17 protein-coding genes are annotated in these 15,926 nt (G+C 70.4%); 11 read left to right on the forward strand and 6 right to left on the reverse strand.

Annotated elements, in window-relative coordinates:
* The first annotated feature begins 338 nt into the window (after positions 1-338).
* From KOI35_RS16270 to KOI35_RS49315, 3 genes are all read left to right on the forward strand, one after another.
* Positions 339-2,051, forward strand: coding sequence for an alpha/beta hydrolase (locus KOI35_RS16270; RefSeq protein ID WP_246613243.1), 1,713 nt, complete (start codon positions 339-341; stop codon positions 2,049-2,051).
* A gap of 584 nt (positions 2,052-2,635) precedes the next feature.
* The gene (locus KOI35_RS16275) at positions 2,636-4,024 is read left to right on the forward strand and encodes an OFA family MFS transporter (RefSeq protein WP_215788297.1); all 1,389 of its coding nucleotides are present in this window, start codon (positions 2,636-2,638) and stop codon (positions 4,022-4,024) included.
* Positions 4,021-4,119 carry an MFS transporter small subunit gene (locus tag KOI35_RS49315; RefSeq protein ID WP_436655917.1) on the forward strand — a complete coding sequence of 33 codons (99 nt, stop codon included), beginning with the start codon at positions 4,021-4,023 and terminating at the stop codon, positions 4,117-4,119. Before KOI35_RS16275 ends, KOI35_RS49315 begins: the two co-directional genes overlap by 4 nt.
* Before the next feature lie 4 nt (positions 4,120-4,123).
* Here KOI35_RS49315 and KOI35_RS16280 read toward each other — a convergent pair whose 3' ends face one another.
* On the reverse strand, positions 4,124-4,570 hold the full coding sequence (locus KOI35_RS16280; protein ID WP_215788298.1) for a cytidine/deoxycytidylate deaminase family protein: 447 nt from the start codon (positions 4,568-4,570) through the stop codon (positions 4,124-4,126).
* A 248-nt stretch (positions 4,571-4,818) separates the two neighbouring features.
* Between KOI35_RS16280 and KOI35_RS16285 the strand changes: the two genes are divergently transcribed.
* Positions 4,819-5,400, forward strand: coding sequence for a histidine phosphatase family protein (locus KOI35_RS16285; protein WP_215788299.1), 582 nt, complete (start codon positions 4,819-4,821; stop codon positions 5,398-5,400).
* On the opposite strand, the gene KOI35_RS16290 is transcribed toward KOI35_RS16285, so the two are convergent.
* The 3 genes from KOI35_RS16290 to KOI35_RS16300 are packed head-to-tail and all read right to left on the reverse strand — an operon-like array spanning position 5,355 to position 7,065.
* Positions 5,355-5,768, reverse strand: a complete 414-nt coding sequence (locus tag KOI35_RS16290; protein WP_215788300.1) for a PPOX class F420-dependent oxidoreductase — start codon at positions 5,766-5,768, stop codon at positions 5,355-5,357. The two genes, KOI35_RS16285 and KOI35_RS16290, sit on opposite strands and share 46 nt — an antisense overlap.
* 9 nt (positions 5,769-5,777) lie before the next feature.
* Complete coding sequence (locus KOI35_RS16295; RefSeq protein WP_215788301.1) at positions 5,778-6,524, reverse strand: sulfite exporter TauE/SafE family protein; 747 nt, start codon at positions 6,522-6,524, stop codon at positions 5,778-5,780.
* Between the two features lie 28 nt (positions 6,525-6,552).
* Positions 6,553-7,065, reverse strand: a complete 513-nt coding sequence (locus KOI35_RS16300; protein ID WP_215788302.1) for an LURP-one-related/scramblase family protein — start codon at positions 7,063-7,065, stop codon at positions 6,553-6,555.
* A gap of 148 nt (positions 7,066-7,213) precedes the next feature.
* On the opposite strand from KOI35_RS16300, the gene KOI35_RS16305 reads away from it, so the two are divergent.
* The gene (locus KOI35_RS16305) at positions 7,214-7,822 is read left to right on the forward strand and encodes a hypothetical protein (protein ID WP_215788303.1); all 609 of its coding nucleotides are present in this window, start codon (positions 7,214-7,216) and stop codon (positions 7,820-7,822) included.
* Here the strand turns inward: KOI35_RS16305 and KOI35_RS16310 are convergent.
* Positions 7,819-8,694, reverse strand: a complete 876-nt coding sequence (locus tag KOI35_RS16310; RefSeq protein ID WP_215788304.1) for an alpha/beta fold hydrolase — start codon at positions 8,692-8,694, stop codon at positions 7,819-7,821. The genes KOI35_RS16305 and KOI35_RS16310 overlap by 4 nt on opposite strands.
* Positions 8,695-8,812: 118 nt before the next feature.
* Here KOI35_RS16310 and KOI35_RS16315 point away from each other — a divergent pair, with 118 nt between their 5' ends.
* Both KOI35_RS16315 and KOI35_RS16320 read left to right on the forward strand, forming a co-directional pair.
* Positions 8,813-9,166: an ArsR/SmtB family transcription factor gene (locus KOI35_RS16315; protein WP_215788305.1), complete on the forward strand. Its 354-nt coding sequence runs from the start codon at positions 8,813-8,815 to the stop codon at positions 9,164-9,166.
* Complete coding sequence (locus tag KOI35_RS16320; RefSeq protein ID WP_215788306.1) at positions 9,159-9,809, forward strand: SRPBCC family protein; 651 nt, start codon at positions 9,159-9,161, stop codon at positions 9,807-9,809. The genes KOI35_RS16315 and KOI35_RS16320 overlap by 8 nt, the downstream gene beginning before the upstream one ends.
* Here the strand turns inward: KOI35_RS16320 and KOI35_RS47395 are convergent.
* On the reverse strand, positions 9,804-12,125 hold the full coding sequence (locus tag KOI35_RS47395; RefSeq protein ID WP_308121029.1) for an AfsR/SARP family transcriptional regulator: 2,322 nt from the start codon (positions 12,123-12,125) through the stop codon (positions 9,804-9,806). The genes KOI35_RS16320 and KOI35_RS47395 overlap by 6 nt on opposite strands.
* A 324-nt stretch (positions 12,126-12,449) precedes the next feature.
* Between KOI35_RS47395 and KOI35_RS16330 the strand changes: the two genes are divergently transcribed.
* The 4 genes from KOI35_RS16330 (at position 12,450) to KOI35_RS16345 (ending at position 15,923) form a co-directional block, all read left to right on the forward strand.
* Positions 12,450-12,809 (forward strand): YciI family protein, encoded by a 360-nt coding sequence (locus KOI35_RS16330; protein WP_215788307.1) that lies wholly within the window; start codon positions 12,450-12,452, stop codon positions 12,807-12,809.
* 45 nt (positions 12,810-12,854) lie between these two features.
* Complete coding sequence (locus tag KOI35_RS16335; RefSeq protein ID WP_246613244.1) at positions 12,855-13,715, forward strand: alpha/beta fold hydrolase; 861 nt, start codon at positions 12,855-12,857, stop codon at positions 13,713-13,715.
* A gap of 64 nt (positions 13,716-13,779) precedes the next feature.
* Positions 13,780-14,550, forward strand: coding sequence for an RICIN domain-containing protein (locus tag KOI35_RS16340; RefSeq protein ID WP_215788309.1), 771 nt, complete (start codon positions 13,780-13,782; stop codon positions 14,548-14,550).
* A gap of 119 nt (positions 14,551-14,669) precedes the next feature.
* Positions 14,670-15,923 (forward strand): hypothetical protein, encoded by a 1,254-nt coding sequence (locus KOI35_RS16345; protein WP_215788310.1) that lies wholly within the window; start codon positions 14,670-14,672, stop codon positions 15,921-15,923.
* The last annotated feature ends 3 nt before the right edge of the window (positions 15,924-15,926 follow it).

Raw genomic sequence — 15,926 nt, forward strand, 5'->3', positions numbered from 1 at the left:
CTATTTCTAGATCACCACCGCCCCGAGCACCAGCGCCGAACAGCCAGTTGCGCGATCACGCCCACGCTCTCCGACGAGGCCGAGCAATGACGACGGCCACGGTTTGGCGTTGGGGTCGGCCTGCCGGCTGACGTGCCGTCCGCGTTCGGTGTCGTGCTGGTCTGCGCGTCGAGGGAGTTGTGCGCTGTCGGGGGCTTGTGACGACGTAATGCCTGGTCGCGCCACGAAGGGATGACCGATGATCCGACAGACAAAGTGCACCGATCGGGCAGGACCGGCGAATCGGTTGCGGAGTTAGCGTCCCGGGAAAGAGCGACATGAAGGTGAGGCCTGGACATATGAGGAGACTGTTGACGGTGGTCGTGGCGGGCGGCCTGGTCGCCGGTGGCGGCTGGCTGACAGCACCGGGTGCGCAGGCCGCACCGGGTGCGCAGGCCGCACCGGGCGCGCAGGCCGCACCGGGTGCGCAGGCCGGGCCAGGCGCGCAGGCCGTACAGGGTGCGCAGGCCCTACAGGGTGCGCCTCCCGCGCCGGGCGCGCAGACCATCCGCGGCGCGCAAGCGGTCACCGGACGCGCAAACGCTCAAGCGGCGGGCATTTTGTGGGGCAAGTGCACCGACGCGGATCTGGTCAAGGCGAAGGCCCAATGCGCGCAACTTAGCGTTCCTCTCGACTATGAGCGTCCGAAGGGGACGACGATCTCGCTCGCCCTGTCGCGGGTTCGGCATACGGTTCCCGACGGCAAATATCAGGGCGTCATGCTGGTCAACCCGGGTGGTCCCGGGGGCTCGGGGCTCGCCCTGGCCACGTTGGGTGGGTTGGTGCCCAAGGGGGCCGGGAACGCGTACGACTGGATCGGGTTCGACCCGCGCGGTGTCGGCGCGAGCAAGCCGGCGCTTTCGTGCAGCGGGGATGTGACGGCGTACAACCGGCCGTCCTATGTGCCGGTCACCGCGGCGCTCGAGAAGACCTGGCGGCAACGGTCGAAAGACTATGCGCGAAAGTGCGCGAAGGCCGGTGGCGAACTGCTCGACCACGTCAAGAGCGCCGACAACGTGCGGGACATGGACAGCATCCGCCGGGCGCTGGGCGTGCAGCAGATCAACTACTACGGCTTCTCGTACGGGACGTACCTCGGTCAGCTGTACGCGAGCCGGTATCCGCGCGCCGTACGACGGATGATCCTGGACGGGGTGATCGACGCACGCACGGTCTGGTACCGGTCGAACCTCGATCAGAACGTCGCGTTCGATCGGAACGCGAACATCTACTTCGACTGGATCGCCAAGAACGACAAGACGTTCGGGCTCGGCCGGGACGGCAGATCGATGGGCCAGGCCTACTACGGGTTGCTGGCGAAACTGCGAAAGTCCCCGGCGGGTGGAGTGATCGGCCCGGACGAGGTGAACGATGTGGTGCTGCTCGCGACCTACAACGTGTCGGTCTGGCCGGTTGTCGCGGCGGCGTTCGCGGCGCTGGTCCGCAAAGGGGACTCGGGACCGGTCAAGAAGTTGTATGACGAGAACTATCCGCAGGGCGCGGGCAGCGACAACGGCTACGCGATGTATCTGGCCACCCTGTGCACCGACGCGCGCTGGCCGCAGGACTTCGATCGGTGGAAGCGGGACGCCTGGCGGCAGCACGCCAAGGCGCCGTTCGTGACCTGGGCCAACACCTGGTACAACGCACCGTGCCTGTCGTGGGCGGCCCAGCCGGGACGGCCGGCCGAGGTGGACGGGCGTCAGGCGCCCCCGGTGCTGCTGATCAGCGAGACGCTCGACGCGGCGACCTCGTTCGAAGGGGCGCTCGAGACCCGGCGGCGTTTCCCGAAAGCCGCCTTGGTCGAGGGCGCCGGCGGCACCACTCACGCCTCGTCGCTCAGCGGTGTCGCCTGCGTCGACAACACGGTGGCCGACTATCTGGAGCGTGGCGCCCTTCCGGCCCGGCGGCCCGGCAACCGCTCGGATCGCCTGTGCGACCCGCTGCAGCCCCCGGCGGCGAACCAGCCGGCCGCAACGGGCCCGGCGCCGGCCGCGGACCAGAAAGGCTGACCGCGCAAGTTGAGCGAACGAGCGCCGCTCGGACCGCGCAGAGTGAGCGTTCGGCCGCTCGGACCGCGCAAAGTGAGCGTTCGCCCGCTCGGACCGCGCAGAGTGAGCGTTCGGCCGCTCGGACCGCGCAAAGTGAGCGTTCGCCCGCTCGGACCGCGCAAAGTGAGCGATCGGCCGCTCGGACCGCGCAGAGTGAGCGATCGCCCGCTCGGACCGCGCAAAGTGAGCGATCGCCCGCTCGGACCGCGCAGAGTGAGCGATCGGCCGCTCGGACCCGCGCAAAGTGAGCGATCGAGCGCACCGACCGCGCAAGTTGAGCGAACGAGCGCACCGAGCGCACACGGTGAGCGATGGAACGCGCAGAAGATGCAGGTTGAGCGAACGAACACGCTGACCGCGAATGGATGAGCGGTCGAGCGCACTCACGGCGTACGGGAAAAGGAACCGGAGCCGACTGACGCCGCACGGGAAAATTTGATGGACGACCGCCCGGACCGAGATGGCTCGGGCGGTCGTCCGGGTTGCCGCGCCCCGGCGCAGGGTTGACGATGAGAGTCGATCTTCCAAGGTAGGGAGGCGCTCCGTTGCCATTTCTGAGCAGGCTCGACCGTGAACACTCCGTGGCGCCGCCCGGCTTCAGCCGCTGGCTGATCCCGCCCGCCGCCCTGTCGGTGCATCTGTGCATCGGCCAGGTCTATGCGACCAGCGTGTACAAGAATTCGTTCGTTTCGCATTTTGAAACGTCACAGACGGCCATCGGCATCATCTTCAGCATCGCCATCGTCATGCTCGGCCTGTCCGCGGCCGTCGGCGGCACCTGGGTCGAGAAGAACGGCCCGCGCAAGGCCATGTTCGTGTCCGCCTGTTTCTGGGCGGTCGGGTTCCTGGTCGGTGCGCTCGGCATCGCGACCAAGCAGTTGTGGCTGGTCTACCTGGGTTACGGCGTGATCGGCGGCATCGGGCTCGGCATCGGCTACATCTCGCCGGTGTCCACGCTGATCAAGTGGTTCCCGGACCGGCCGGGCCTGGCGACCGGTCTGGCCATCATGGGTTTCGGTGGCGGCGCGCTGATCGCCAGCCCGGCGTCGCGGCAGCTGCTGTCGTTCTACGACTCCGGGTACGACCCGAACGTCGCCACGTCCGTTGCCAACGGCGGCGCGCTGGTCGGGCTGTTCCTGACGCTCGGCATCGCCTACTTCGTCATCATGATGTTCGGCGTGGCCAACATCCGCGTACCCGCCGCCGACTGGAAGCCCGACGGCTGGGACCCGGCCACCGTCAAGGCGAAGCCGCTGGTCACCACGGCCAACGTGTCGGCCGCGAACGCCATCCGGACGAGAAGCTTCTGGCTGCTCTGGATCGTGCTGTTCTGCAACGTGACGGCCGGCATCGGCATCCTCGAGCAGGCCAGCCCGATGATCCAGGACTTCTTCCGGGAGAATGCCGTCTCCACCGTCAGCGTCGCCGCCGCGGGTGGTTTCGTCGGCGTGCTGTCGCTGTTCAACATGGCCGGCCGCTTTGTCTGGTCGTCGACCTCGGATGTGATCGGCCGCAAGCCGATCTACATGGTCTACCTGGGCGTCGGCATGATCCTGTACCTGCTGCTGGCGACGACCGGGGACGTGGCCACGCCGCTGTTCGTGATCCTGGCCGGCGTCATCCTGTCGTTCTACGGCGGCGGGTTCGCGACCGTCCCGGCCTACCTGCGTGACCTGTTCGGAACGTTCCAGGTCGGCGCCATCCACGGCCGCCTGCTGACCGCGTGGTCGGCCGCCGGCGTGGCCGGACCGCTCATCATCAACGGTTTCCTCGACGCGCAGGGCAAACCGGGCACGCTCACCTCGTCGGCCTACCAGCCCGCACTGTTCACCATGGTCGGCGTGCTGGCCGTCGGGTTCATCGCGAACCTGCTGGTCCGCCCGGTACCCGCGCAGTATCACGAACCGGCTCGCACGAAGGAGGCCGCGGTATGAGCGCTCGCCTGGTCCTGTCCTGGCTGTTGGTGGCCGTTCTGCTCGGTTACGGCATCATCCAGACCGTCATCACGGCCGCCAAACTGTTCGAATGAGCGTTTACGGGCGCGGGCCGTGCAAGAGATGCGCGTTTGCGGCCCGCGCCCGTACGGCAAACTCCGGTTTCTCCACCACTTCCACGCCCGCCGCGGTCAGCAACGCGACGCCCTCGCAGGTCACGAAGATGTCCGGCTCGTACCAGGCGATCACGACCCGCGGGATGCCGGCCGCCAGGATCAGACTCGTGCACGTGGCGTCCGGCCGGCTGGCCCGCTTCGAACACGGCTCCAGGCTGCTGTAAAGCGTCGCCTCGCGCAGATCCCCGTCCGCCCGGGCGAGCGCCGATTCCTCTGCGTGCACCAGCGGATCCACGTCCCGCGACCAGCCCGACGCGATCTCCCGCCCGTCCGCGCCGACGATGACCGCCCCGACCGCGAACGCCGTCGACGACCGGGGCGAACGATTCGCCAGTTCCACGGCGCGGCTCAGCCACCGGTCGTCATCCACGGAAAAAACATAAACCCACGATGCTTCCGTACGCGGGAGCCTCTCCGACAAAAGCACCAGCACCGTCGCCGCCGCTGCGGACCGGCGCCTGCAACACCGGGCCGTCCCCGGCCTCCGGCGGCCCGGTTCGACATCTCCCCGGACTTGACACTTGTGCCCACCGCTCGCCGTGGCCGCAGCACCTGGACGCCGCACACGGCTACATCCTGGCCACGCCGGTTGACGCGCCGGCTGTCTAGGCTCGGCCGATGTCGATCGAGATCGTGTTCGAGACGCACGCCCTGACCGAGGACAACGAGGCCGGCATCGCCACCGGCTGGCTGCCCGGCCGCCTGTCCCTCCGCGGTCGCGAGAACGCCGTCGCCATGGGCCACCGGCGCCGTAGCGCCGGTATAGCCGCGGTCTTCTGCTCCGATCTGCGCCGCTCGGTCGAGACAGCCGAGCTCGCGTTCGCGCATTCCGGCATCCCGGTGCTGCTCGACTGGCGCCTGCGCGAGTGCGACTTCGGCACCCTGAACGGCGCCCCGGGCGACCGGGTCAAGGCGGTCCGCACCGAGCACATCGACCGGCCGTTCCCGGGCGGCGAGAGCCATCGTCAGGCGGTGCGCCGCACGACCGGACTGCTGAGCGACCTGCCGTCACGCTGGGACGGGCAGCGCGTCATGCTCATCGGTCACCTGGCGACCTATCGGGCCCTCGAACACGTCACCACCGGCCGGTCGCTCGAGGACATCGTCGCGGACGACTTCGCATGGCGGCCCGAGGGCTGGTCGTATCGGCTGGGTCAGGACGCCCAGGGCCCGACCCCGCCGACGCGCTCGATGCGGTAGCGGACGATGAAGCCGGGGACCTTCGGGGCCGGGAACGTCTGGCCGGGGCCCATGTAGATCTTGGCGAGGCCGTCGAGGAAGTCCCACGCCTCGTCCGAGGGCTCGACGGTCGCGTGGGCCTGGATCACCGCGTACGGGTTGAGGAAGACGCCCGGAGCCCGCGGCGCGTCGAACGACAGCACCACCCGCGGGTCCCGTTCGATGTTGCGCAGCTTGGCCTGGCGGCGCAGGTGGGCGGTGGCCAGCCCGTCGCCGTCGGCGCCGACCCAGATGACGCTCACCTGTGGGCTGCCGTCAGGGTTGATGGTGCTCAGGTGGCACATCGGGCCGGTGGCGACGAGGTCACGGAGCGCGTCGGGAAGAGGCACGCTCCGAAGTTACGTGACGAACAGGACGATGGCCACCGCCAGGGCGAAGACGACGATCGTCCAGCGCAGAACCTCGGACGGCAGTTTCCGGGCGATCCGGGCGCCGATGACGCCACCGACGATCGTGGCCGGGACCAGCACGGCCACCACGGCCCAGTTGACCGGGCCGAAGATGCTGTACGTGAGCACGGTGGTCGTGCCGACCACAGCCGAGAAGACGTTCTTGAGGGCGCTGATCCGGCGCAGCGACTCGTCGAGCACCAGGGACAGGGCGGCGATCAGCAGCAACCCCATCGCGGCGTTGAAGTAGCCGCCGTAGAGCCCGCACAGAAACACCGTGACCTGCACGTACGTCGTCGATCCGGCGGTCACCCGGCTGCCGGCGAGGGCCTTGAGCCGGTCTTGAAAAGCCATCATCGCGGCCGCGAGCAGCAGCAGGAACGGCACCACGACGTCGAACACCGAGCGCGGCGTGAACAGCAGCAGCGAACTGCCGCACAGGGTGCCGACGACGATGGTCGGCACGATCGACCAGATCCGCCGTTTCTGGCCGCCCAGGTCGGGCCGGCTGGCCACGGCGCTGGCCGCGTAGCCCGGCGCGACCGAGAGCGCGTTGCTCACGTTCGCCGCCACCCCGGGCAGCCCCAGCCCGACCAGCAGCGGGAACGTGATCAGCGAGCCGCCGCCGGCGACGGCGTTGACCGTGCCCGCGGCCAGCCCGCCGCCGAGCAGCGCGAATACCTGCCACAACTCCATGTGTGATCATGCTAGGCCCGGCGGTTGGTCAGTCCTCGTCGCGGTCCTTCTTCTCCTTCTTGTCCTCGGCGCGCTCCAGCGCCAGGTCGAGCGCGAGCACCGCCCCGATGATCAGCAGCGGTTCGACGCCGGCGCTGATCTGCACCGCGTACGTGTCCCGGATGGTCAGCCAGCGCTTCGAGACGGCGGCCACCTCTTCGCCACCGCGCTCGATCACGTACTCGTGGTCGAGCAGGTCGCCCTTCATCTCCAGGTCGTCCGGCCCCGGCACGTCGATGGTGAACTTGTCGCGGAACGGGGTGAACAGCTTCTTGCGGACCTCGGCCGCCTTCTCGCCGCCGATCCGGATCTCGTACGTCGGCCGCAGCGACACCAGGTGCCGGTGCAGGGTCGCGACCTCCTGGCCGGACGCGTCCTCGATGACGACCTTGTCGCGGATGCTGAGCACCTTGCCGTCGACGTGGAAGACCTTGTTGCCGTGCTCGTCCAGCACGTCGAAGTCGTCGCCGATGGAGAAGAACTTTTCCCGAATGACAAACATGCGACCGATTCTCGCGCACCTGCCCGGCAGGGGCCTGCGGAGGTGTCGGCCAGTTGCCTGTGACCGCGGCCGTCGCTACCTACCGTGACAAACCCGGTAGTTAGTCGGGCACCCGGAGATCGACGCGTTGCGATAGCATTCCGCGTTCGTGGAGCAGGTGGAGCGTGCGGCGCCGGTGCGGCGCAGTTGGTGGCGGACCAAGACGTTCGCCGCCGGGGCGGTGGCCGTGGGAGTGATCGCGCTCCTGGCTGTGCTCGGGCCGGTGGTGGCGCCCGACTACGTCAGCTTCGACATCATGCTGATCGACCCGGAGCGCGGGGTGCCGCTGGGTGACCTCGGTGGCATCAGCGGGGATCACTGGTTCGGGGTCGAGCCGCTGATGGGTCGTGACCTGTTCGCCCGGGTCGTGCACGCGATGCAGCTCTCGCTGCGGGTCGCGCTGGTCGCCGCTGTTGCCGAGGTCGTGCTCGGGCTGCTCGTGGCTCTCGTGGTGCGGCGCGGCAAGGTGCGCGGGCAGCTGCGGCCCGCGTTGATGTGGCTGGCCCTGCTCGTGCCGGTCAACCTGCTCGTCGAAGTCTGGTTCGCTTATACGGGCCGATCTTTGCTCGAACCGCCCACCCCGTCATGGGGTGCCATGCTGTCCGACGCGACCGTCTGGTTCGACCTGGACCCGGCCTTCCTGCTGATCCCGGGACTGCTGCTGGTCGCGACCGTGTTCGCCTTCCTGCTGCTCGGCCTGGGGATGCGCGAGCGCTAGACGGAGGCGCGACCGGTGTTGGCCACGATGGCGTCGATGATCTGCGGCCACAGGGGCTTGGGCAGGTCGTGGCCCATGCCGGGGATCACGATCAGCTCGGATCCCGGCACCGCGGCCGCGGTGGCCCGGCCGCCGCTCACGTTGATCAGCGGGTCGGCCTCGCCGTGGATGACCAGCGTCGGAGCCGTGACCCCGCCCAGGGCGGCCGTGCGGTCGGGTGCGGCCAGGATCGCCGCGTACTGGCGCTGGGTGCCCTGCGGGCGGAAGCTGCGCTCGAACTTGGCCGCCGCGCGTTCCTGCAACCACTCCTCGGACGCCGGGTAGGCCGGGGAGCCGATCACCCGTGACGAGGCGATCGCACCGGCCAGGATCTCCTCGCGCGTGGTGGCGGGCGGGCGCATCAGGGCGGCCATGGCTTCCGGGGTGGGGTGCCCGACCGTACGGTCGCCGGTGGTCGACATGATCGAGCACAGCGAACTCACCAGGCCGGGGTGGTCGATGGTCAGCTGCTGGGCGATCATGCCGCCCATCGAGGCGCCGACCACGTGGGCGCGGGCGATGCCCAGCTCTTTGAGCAGGCCCGCGGCGTCGGCCGCCATGTCGCTGAGCAGGTAGGGGACCGTCGCCTGGTCGCCGCCGAAGATGGCCGCCGGGTCGGGCTGCGGCAACTCGTCGAACGCGGTCGACAGCCCCGCGTCGCGGTTGTCGAACAGCACCACGTGGAACCCGCGGGACGCCAGCGCGGCGCAGAACTCGGCCGGCCAGTCGACCAGTTGCGCTCCCAGCCCCATGACCAGCAGCAGCGCCGGGTCGCCCGGTTCGCCCAGCGTCTCGTACCGAACATCGATCCCGTTTGCCCGTACGTCCGGCACCCTGATCCCCTTCCCCGGCAGTCCCCGACAGCATGCCCCATCCAGGTGAACGCGGCATCGGCGGAACCGCCAACATCAGCCCTGGCTTATATAAGAACGAGCTGATAACGTACGTCCCGTGCACGCGTTCGACGTTCTCGGCGATCCGGTCCGGCGCCGCATCCTGGAACTGCTCGCCACGGGGGAGCAGACGTCCGGGGCCGTCACCGAGGTGATCCGGGCCGAGTTCCAGATCTCTCAACCAGCCGTCTCGCAGCACCTGAAAGTGTTGCGCGACAACGGGTTCGCGACCGTACGCCCGCAGGGGACCCGGCGCCTCTACGCGGTCGACGACACCGCGCTGCGCGAGGCCGACGCCTGGCTCGCGCGATTTCGGCACTTCTGGGCTCCCCATCTGGCCGCCATGGCCACCGAGGTGGCCCGGGGCAAACGACAACGACGACTCGCAGACGAGGGAGACACTGATGTTTGACGTCGACACCCAGATCAGCCAGGTGCGCCGCGTGCTCGGCCGCAGCACACTCGAGGCCGGCGAGGCCCGCGTGTCCACGATCAGCCAGGTCTATGACACCGACATCGACGACCTGTGGGATGTGGTGACCAGCGCCGAGCGCATCGCGCGCTGGTTCCTGCCGATCGAGGGCGACCTCCGCGAGGGCGGGAAATACCAGCTCATCGGCAACGCGAGCGGCACCATCACCGCCTGCGAGAAGCCTTCCCGGTACGCCGCCACGTGGGAATTCGCCGGACAAGTGAGCTGGATCGAGGTGCGGCTCAGCCCGGAAGGCGACGGCACCCGATTCGAACTCGAGCACGTGGCCCATGTGGCCGACGAGTGGTGGGACCAGTTCGGGCCCGGCGCCACCGGCGTGGGCTGGGACCTGGGACTGCTCGGCCTCGCGACCTACGTGTCCGACCCGTCCACGGCGATCGATCCGGCCGCCATGGCCACCTGGCACGAGACGCCCGAGGGCCAGTCGTTCCTGCGTCAGTCGAGCGACCTGTGGGTCGAGGCCTCGATCGCCGACGGCACCGACCCGACGGCCGCGCGCGAGGCCGGCGAGCGCACGTACGCCTTCTACACCGGCACCGGTCCGGGCGCCGAGGCTTCATAACCAGACGTCGACGGGCCCGGCGGTGAGCACACCACTGCCGGCCCCGGCGATCTGCCCGGCGGCGGGTCGCAGGGCGGCGCGAGCACGTTCGAGCATCGCAGACTCGTCCAGGTTCTGCGCGGCGCGCGCAATCAGCACCCAGAGAGCCTCGGACAGCAGGTCGGGCGGCGGTTCCGGGACGGCCCGCAGCGCCTCGCGGGCCGCGGCCCGATCGCCTTCGGCCAGCAGCAGATGCGGGCGCGCCCACGGTTCGTACGGGCCGAAGTCCTGCTCGCCGCTGCTCTCCTCCAGACACAGCAGCGCGAGGGGCAGCAGCCCGTGCTCCAGGCCCGGCATGCCCGCGCCCTGGAGTCCCGCCGCCGCCGAGCGGTACGCCGTCGCCGACGGGTTCCGCATCGCCCGATGCCATCCGGTGAAGACGGCCACCAACGGCAGTTCGTGCTGCTCAGCCAAGTGGTCCACGGCGGTCGCGTGCTCGTCGGCGCCGATCGGATCGGCCAGGGCCGACCGCGCCTGCATGCGGATCAGGCGACCCAGCACCTCGTACGTGATCAGGCCGTGCCGCTGCGCCAGAACGACCAGCTCGGCCCCGATCGCATCCCGTTCCGGCGCCAGCCCGCAGCGGTAGAAGCTCTGCATGAACTGTCCGTTGAGAGCAAAAGCGAGCAGTCCCGGATCGTCCATCCGCCGCGCGATGCCGACCGCTTCCAATGCGCATTTCCGCCCGTACGCGTCCCGGTCGCCCCTCGTCTCCAACGCGATCGTGGTCAGCAGCCGGCCCCGTGCCGCGCCGGACTGTCCGGGCAGTGTGCGTTCGGCCGCCGCCACCACCTGCGCCGCCTGCTCGGGATCGTCCACGCGGGTCCAGATGGCCGGCACGTTGTACGCACCGATCACCCGCGCGGTCAGCTCCGGATCGCCCAGTTCCTCGGCCGCCGCGATCGCCGCCGTCCGGTGCCGCCGGGCGGCCTGGAGCCCGCCCCCGCCGGTCACCGCCAGACTGCGCAGCAGCCCGACCGTCGAGTCCAGCCGCGCCCGCGCACCCGCCGCCACGATCCGGTCGTAGTCCGCCGCCGCCGACGCCCACACGCTCTCGCCGCTCGGCGGCGAGCTGGCGTTTTCTGCCGCCGCCGATGCCCGCACGTTCTCTCCGCTCGGCGGTGAACTGGCGTTGTCCGGCGCCGCCGATGCCCGCACGCTTTCCCCGCTCGGCGGCGAGCTGGCGTTGTCCGGCGCCGCCGATGCCCGCACGCTTTCCCCGCTCGGCGGCGAACTGGCGTTTTCTGCCGCCCCCGACGCCGACACGCTTTCCCCGCTCGGCGGTGAACTGGCGTTTTCCGCGTCGCCAGGTGTGGATCGGTTGCTCGTCTGTCCGTGCCGCGCAGAATTCGTGGTCACGTGCTCGGGCCGCGCAGAATTCGTGGTCACGTGCTCGGGCCGCGCAGAATTCGTGGTCACATGCTCGGGCCGCGCAGAAATCGTGGTCACATGCTCGGCCCACGCAGAATTCGTCGTCACATGCGCGGGCCGCGCGGGCTGGCTTGCCGTCGTTCGGTCGGCAGCCTCCGGCGAGTCGTCGACAGGCCGATGGCTCGCCGGGGTCAGGTGGGTGGCGCGGCGGAGGATGTCCGTCTCGAGCTGGGACAACGCCGGTCCCGGGTCCAGGCCGAGCTGACTCACCAGCCGTTCGCGGGCGCGGCACAGCACGGCCAGGGCGTCGCCCGGGCGGTCGTCGCGATAGAGGGCCAGGGCCAGCAGGCGCCACGCGTCCTCGCGCCACGGATGTCCGGTGACGTGCGCGTCGAGGTCGGCGATGGCCTCAGCGTGCCGTCCACGGTCGATGCGCTCGGTGGCGAGCAACTCGACCGCTCGCAGGCGCAGTTCGCTCAGCCGGGCCCGTTCGGCGCGCGCCCACGGCTCGTCGGCGAACTCGGCGTAGGCCGGACCGCGCCACAGATTGAGCGCCTCCTGCGCGTTCTCGGTCATGAGTTGCTCGAACCGCCAGGCGTCGACGTTCGTCGTGCGCAACGCGTAGCCCGGTCCCTCGGTCACCAGAACGCTCGGGGGAGTGCGCGGCGCCCGGTCCGGCTCGATCGCGCGGCGCAGGGCGGCCACGAACGTCCGGACCGCGGAGACAGCGCCCTCGGGCGGAACGAGCCACAAGTCGTCGACCAGGTGACCGACCGGCACGACCCGCCCGCGCGCGACGATGAGCCGAGCGAGCACGGCGCGATGACGCGGCCCTTTGAGCGCGATCGGTTCGCCTTCCGCATCCCAGGCGGTGACCGGCCCGAGCACTCCGAAACCCACCGTCACCCGGCCACGCTACCGCCCGCGCTGCCCGCGCTGCCCGCGCTGCCCGCGCTGCCCGCGCTGCCCGCGCTGCCCGCGCTGCCCCGCCCCGCGCCGCGTCGCCCCGCGCCCGCACCGCCCCGCGTCGTCCCGCGCCCGCACCGCCCCGCGTCTTCCCGCGCCCGCACCGCCCCGCGCCGCCCTGCGCCGCGCCGCCCTGCGCCGCGCCGCCCTGCGCCGCGCCGCCCTGCCCCGCGCCGCCCTGCCCCGCGCCGCCCTGCCCCGCGCCGCCTCGCCGCCTTTGTCCGCGCCACGGCCGGCCGTTGGTCCGTTGTTAGGCTCGTGACCGTGGTTGCGCCGGAGGACCAGTCGCCATTGCCGCAGTTCATCGTCCTTGTGTACGAGCGCGAGGTGCCGGACGACGCGCGGTCGGCCTCGTCCGCCGTTCTCGAGGCGCACATGAGTCTTCCGCGGAAGATCGGCGAGACCGGCGGCCGAATCGTCGCGGGCCACGCCGCGCAGCCTCCGTCCGCGGGGGTGTCGATCCGCGACAACGTGGTGAGCGGCGGATCGTTGACGGCCGGCGAAGTGACGTTCGCCGGCTACCTCGTCGTGGAGGCCTCCGACTTCGACCATGCCGTCTGGATCGGGCGCATGGTTCCGGTCAGTGACGGATGGGTCGAGGTCCGGCCCCTCGTCGCCGGGTGACGACTTGCTCATCGGATGCTCATTCGGGCGTCGCAGAGTGGGGACATGTTCGAAACGCACAAAGTGAGCGTCGATGACGGCGTGGAACTGTTCGCCAGTGTCGGCGGTAGTGGCCGCCCGATCGTTCTGCTGCACGGCTTTCCGCAGACGCACCTGATGTGGCGGCACGTGGCCGCCGACCTGGCCGCCGATCACACGGTGATCTGCCCGGACCTGCGCGGTTACGGCGCCAGCGGCAAACCCGCCGCGGACGGGCCGTCCGTCTACTCGAAACGCACCATGGCGCGCGATGTCGTGCGGCTGGCCGGAGCGCTCGGGTTCGAACGGTTCGCGCTGGCCGGGCACGACCGTGGTGCGCTGGTGGCCGTTCGCGCGGGGCTGGACCATCCTGAGGCGGTCACTCATCTGGCGTCGCTGGATGTGCTGCCGACACTCGACATGTGGGACGTCATGCGCGGGGAGTCGGCGGCCGTCGGGTTCCATCTCTACCTGATGGCGCAGCCGCCCGGGCTGCCCGAGCGGATGATCGAGGCGTCGGCCGACGACTTCTTCGGATACTTCCTCGACCTGTGGACCCGCGACCCGGAAGCGATCCCGGCCGACGTGCGGGAGCGCTATCTGGCCGCGTGCCGGGCGGCGGTTCCGTCGATCGTCGCCGACTACCGGGCTTCGGCCGGCATCGACCTGGAGCATGACCGGGCCGATCGGGCGGCCGGCCGCACCCTGAGCATGCCGGTGACCGTTCTTCAGCAGGACTGGGGTGCGCAGCTCGGCTTTGACGCCGCCGCCCGGTGGCGCGCGTGGGCTCCGGATCTGGATCACCGCCCGGTGAGCTGCGGGCATTTCATGGCCGAGGAGGATCCGGCGCTGGTGACCAAGGCGCTGCGCGACCTGCTGGCCCGCTGAGTTCGGCACACCGGGCGGCGACCGGGTAACCGACAATACGTACAAATCGGATAGGGTGGCGGGCATGCGCCGCAGCTCCGCCTTGTTCACGGCCCTGGTGGCCGCCACCCTGCCGACCCTGCTCGTTCCGATGGCCGCCCAGGCCAGGCCGTCGCTGGACGACCGCCCCGCCGCTGGCCAGGCGACCCAGCCGGTCACCGCCACGCAGCCGAAGCCCGCGATCGGGAGCCGGGCGACGCAGCCGAAGCCGGCGATCGCGGGTCGAGCGACGCAGCCGGAGCCGGCGACCGAGCTCCGGGCCACGCAGCCGAGGCCGCAGGTCGGCGACGTGCTCACGGCCCAGGAGATCGCTACGATGGCCGCCCACCGGAGCAGTGGGGTGAGCGGCCGGGCGGCGGCCCCGATCGACCTGGTGGGGCTCGACTTCCAGATCATCAACGCGGCCAGCCGCTGGTGCCTCACGTCCAGCATGACCGAGCTCCCGTGCGCGACCACCGACCCGTACCGCTGGCGCTTCCGCCCGGTCGGCGCGACCGGCCTGATGGAGCTCCTCAACGTCCGCACCAACACGTGCCTGACCATGCCCGGCGGCACCACGACCGACGGTGCGCGGGCCGGCCTGGCCCCGTGCGAAGACCTGCCGTCCCGCCGGTGGACGCTGCGCGATTCACTCGGCGAGACAGCCAAGGTCGTCAACGCCCGTTCCGGCAAGTGCCTGCAGATCCAGAGCGGTGTCGCCGTTCAGGACTCGTGCGCCGGCACGGCCGGAACCCGCCGCTGGACCGTCCGCGTCGTCGGCCTCCCGCTCCCCGGGCTTACGATCAGGCAGCGCTGACCCGCAACCCCGGGCGAGATCAAGGTTGCGCCCAGTGGGCAATGTCGTGATGGGGATGGATTCCGCGGCGGTCGATTTGGTTGGATGCGTTGCCACCAACTCGACCGAATGGAATGTTCATGCGCCGCGCCTTTGCCGCCCTCCTTGTCGTGGGCGTTCTCGCGCTGACCGTCGGGCTGGTGGTCTCGCGGCCGGAGAGGCCCCGCGTCGCCATCGCGGCGGCGACGAAAAAACAAGCGGTTTCTCCGTACGAACGAGCGGTCGCGGCGCTTGACGTGCAGTCGCAGGCGCTGCTGGCCGGGGACGAGGCGGGCTGGCTGGCGGTCGTTGACGCGCCGTTGAAAGCGCGCTACCGCAACATGTTCCGGTCGTTGCGGGCGCTGGACGTGACCAGCTTCGTCTACAAGCCGGGGGTCGGGCAGCCGGTCAAAGGCAACGCGGCGGCGGTCGTGTTCCGGGCCGAGGTCTTCTACTGCCTGGGGCCGGACATGTGCCCGGCCGCCCAGGGCAGTGAGTGGCAGGGGCCGCCGCACATCGAGCAGCGGCTCACCATGCGGCCGGTCGGTGGGCAGTACGTGATCGGGGTGGCCGCGGCGGGCACCGATGAGGATCCGCGGCGGCCGGCGCCGTGGGAGAGCGGCGAGCTGGTGGCGTTGCGGGGAACCCGGGTCACGCTGTTCGCGGCGCCGGCGGAACGTCGCTATCTGACCCGGGTGCTGCCGGTGGCCGAGGCGGCGGCGAAGGTCGACGACCGGTTCGCGGCGCTGATCGGGACGCCGCAGTCGCGTTACCGCATCTATCTGGCCGGCGAGGCGCAGTGGAGGAAGTGGTACGGCGGTAACCAGGACGACTGGGCGATCGGGCTGGCCGTGCCGCTCAACATGCACGGCATCGACGTGATGCTGCGGATGAAGGAGCTCGACGACGATCCGCTGATGCTGCGGGTGGCCCTGCAGCACGAGCTCGGCCACGTGGTGACGCTGTCCGGCGCCTACCGGGCCGACGCCGCCGAGGACACCTGGCTCAGCGAGGGCATCGCGGAGTACATCGGCTGGTCGCCGGCGAGCGCCGCGCGGACGCTGCGCCGCGACAGCGTGCGCTGGCAGCTCCGGCGCAAGGCGATGACGACGATGATCCCGGAGCAGCCGCGCCCGTCCGCGCCGGCCCGCGCGGGGGACGCGTTCTACGGGCTCAGTCACCTTGCGGTTGACTGCATGGCCAAGACGTACGGGGAACGGAAGCTCTTGACCTTTGTCCGTCTGGTGCTGACGCAGGACAACGAGCTCGACCAGGCGGCGGGCGACGCGTACGGGGTGCCGTTCGCGACCGTGGACCGGGCGTGCGTGAAGTGGACGCGGCAGCAGATGCTATAGCTG

The organism is Paractinoplanes bogorensis (assembly GCF_018829635.1).
GTDB lineage: Bacteria > Actinomycetota > Actinomycetes > Mycobacteriales > Micromonosporaceae > Actinoplanes > Actinoplanes bogorensis.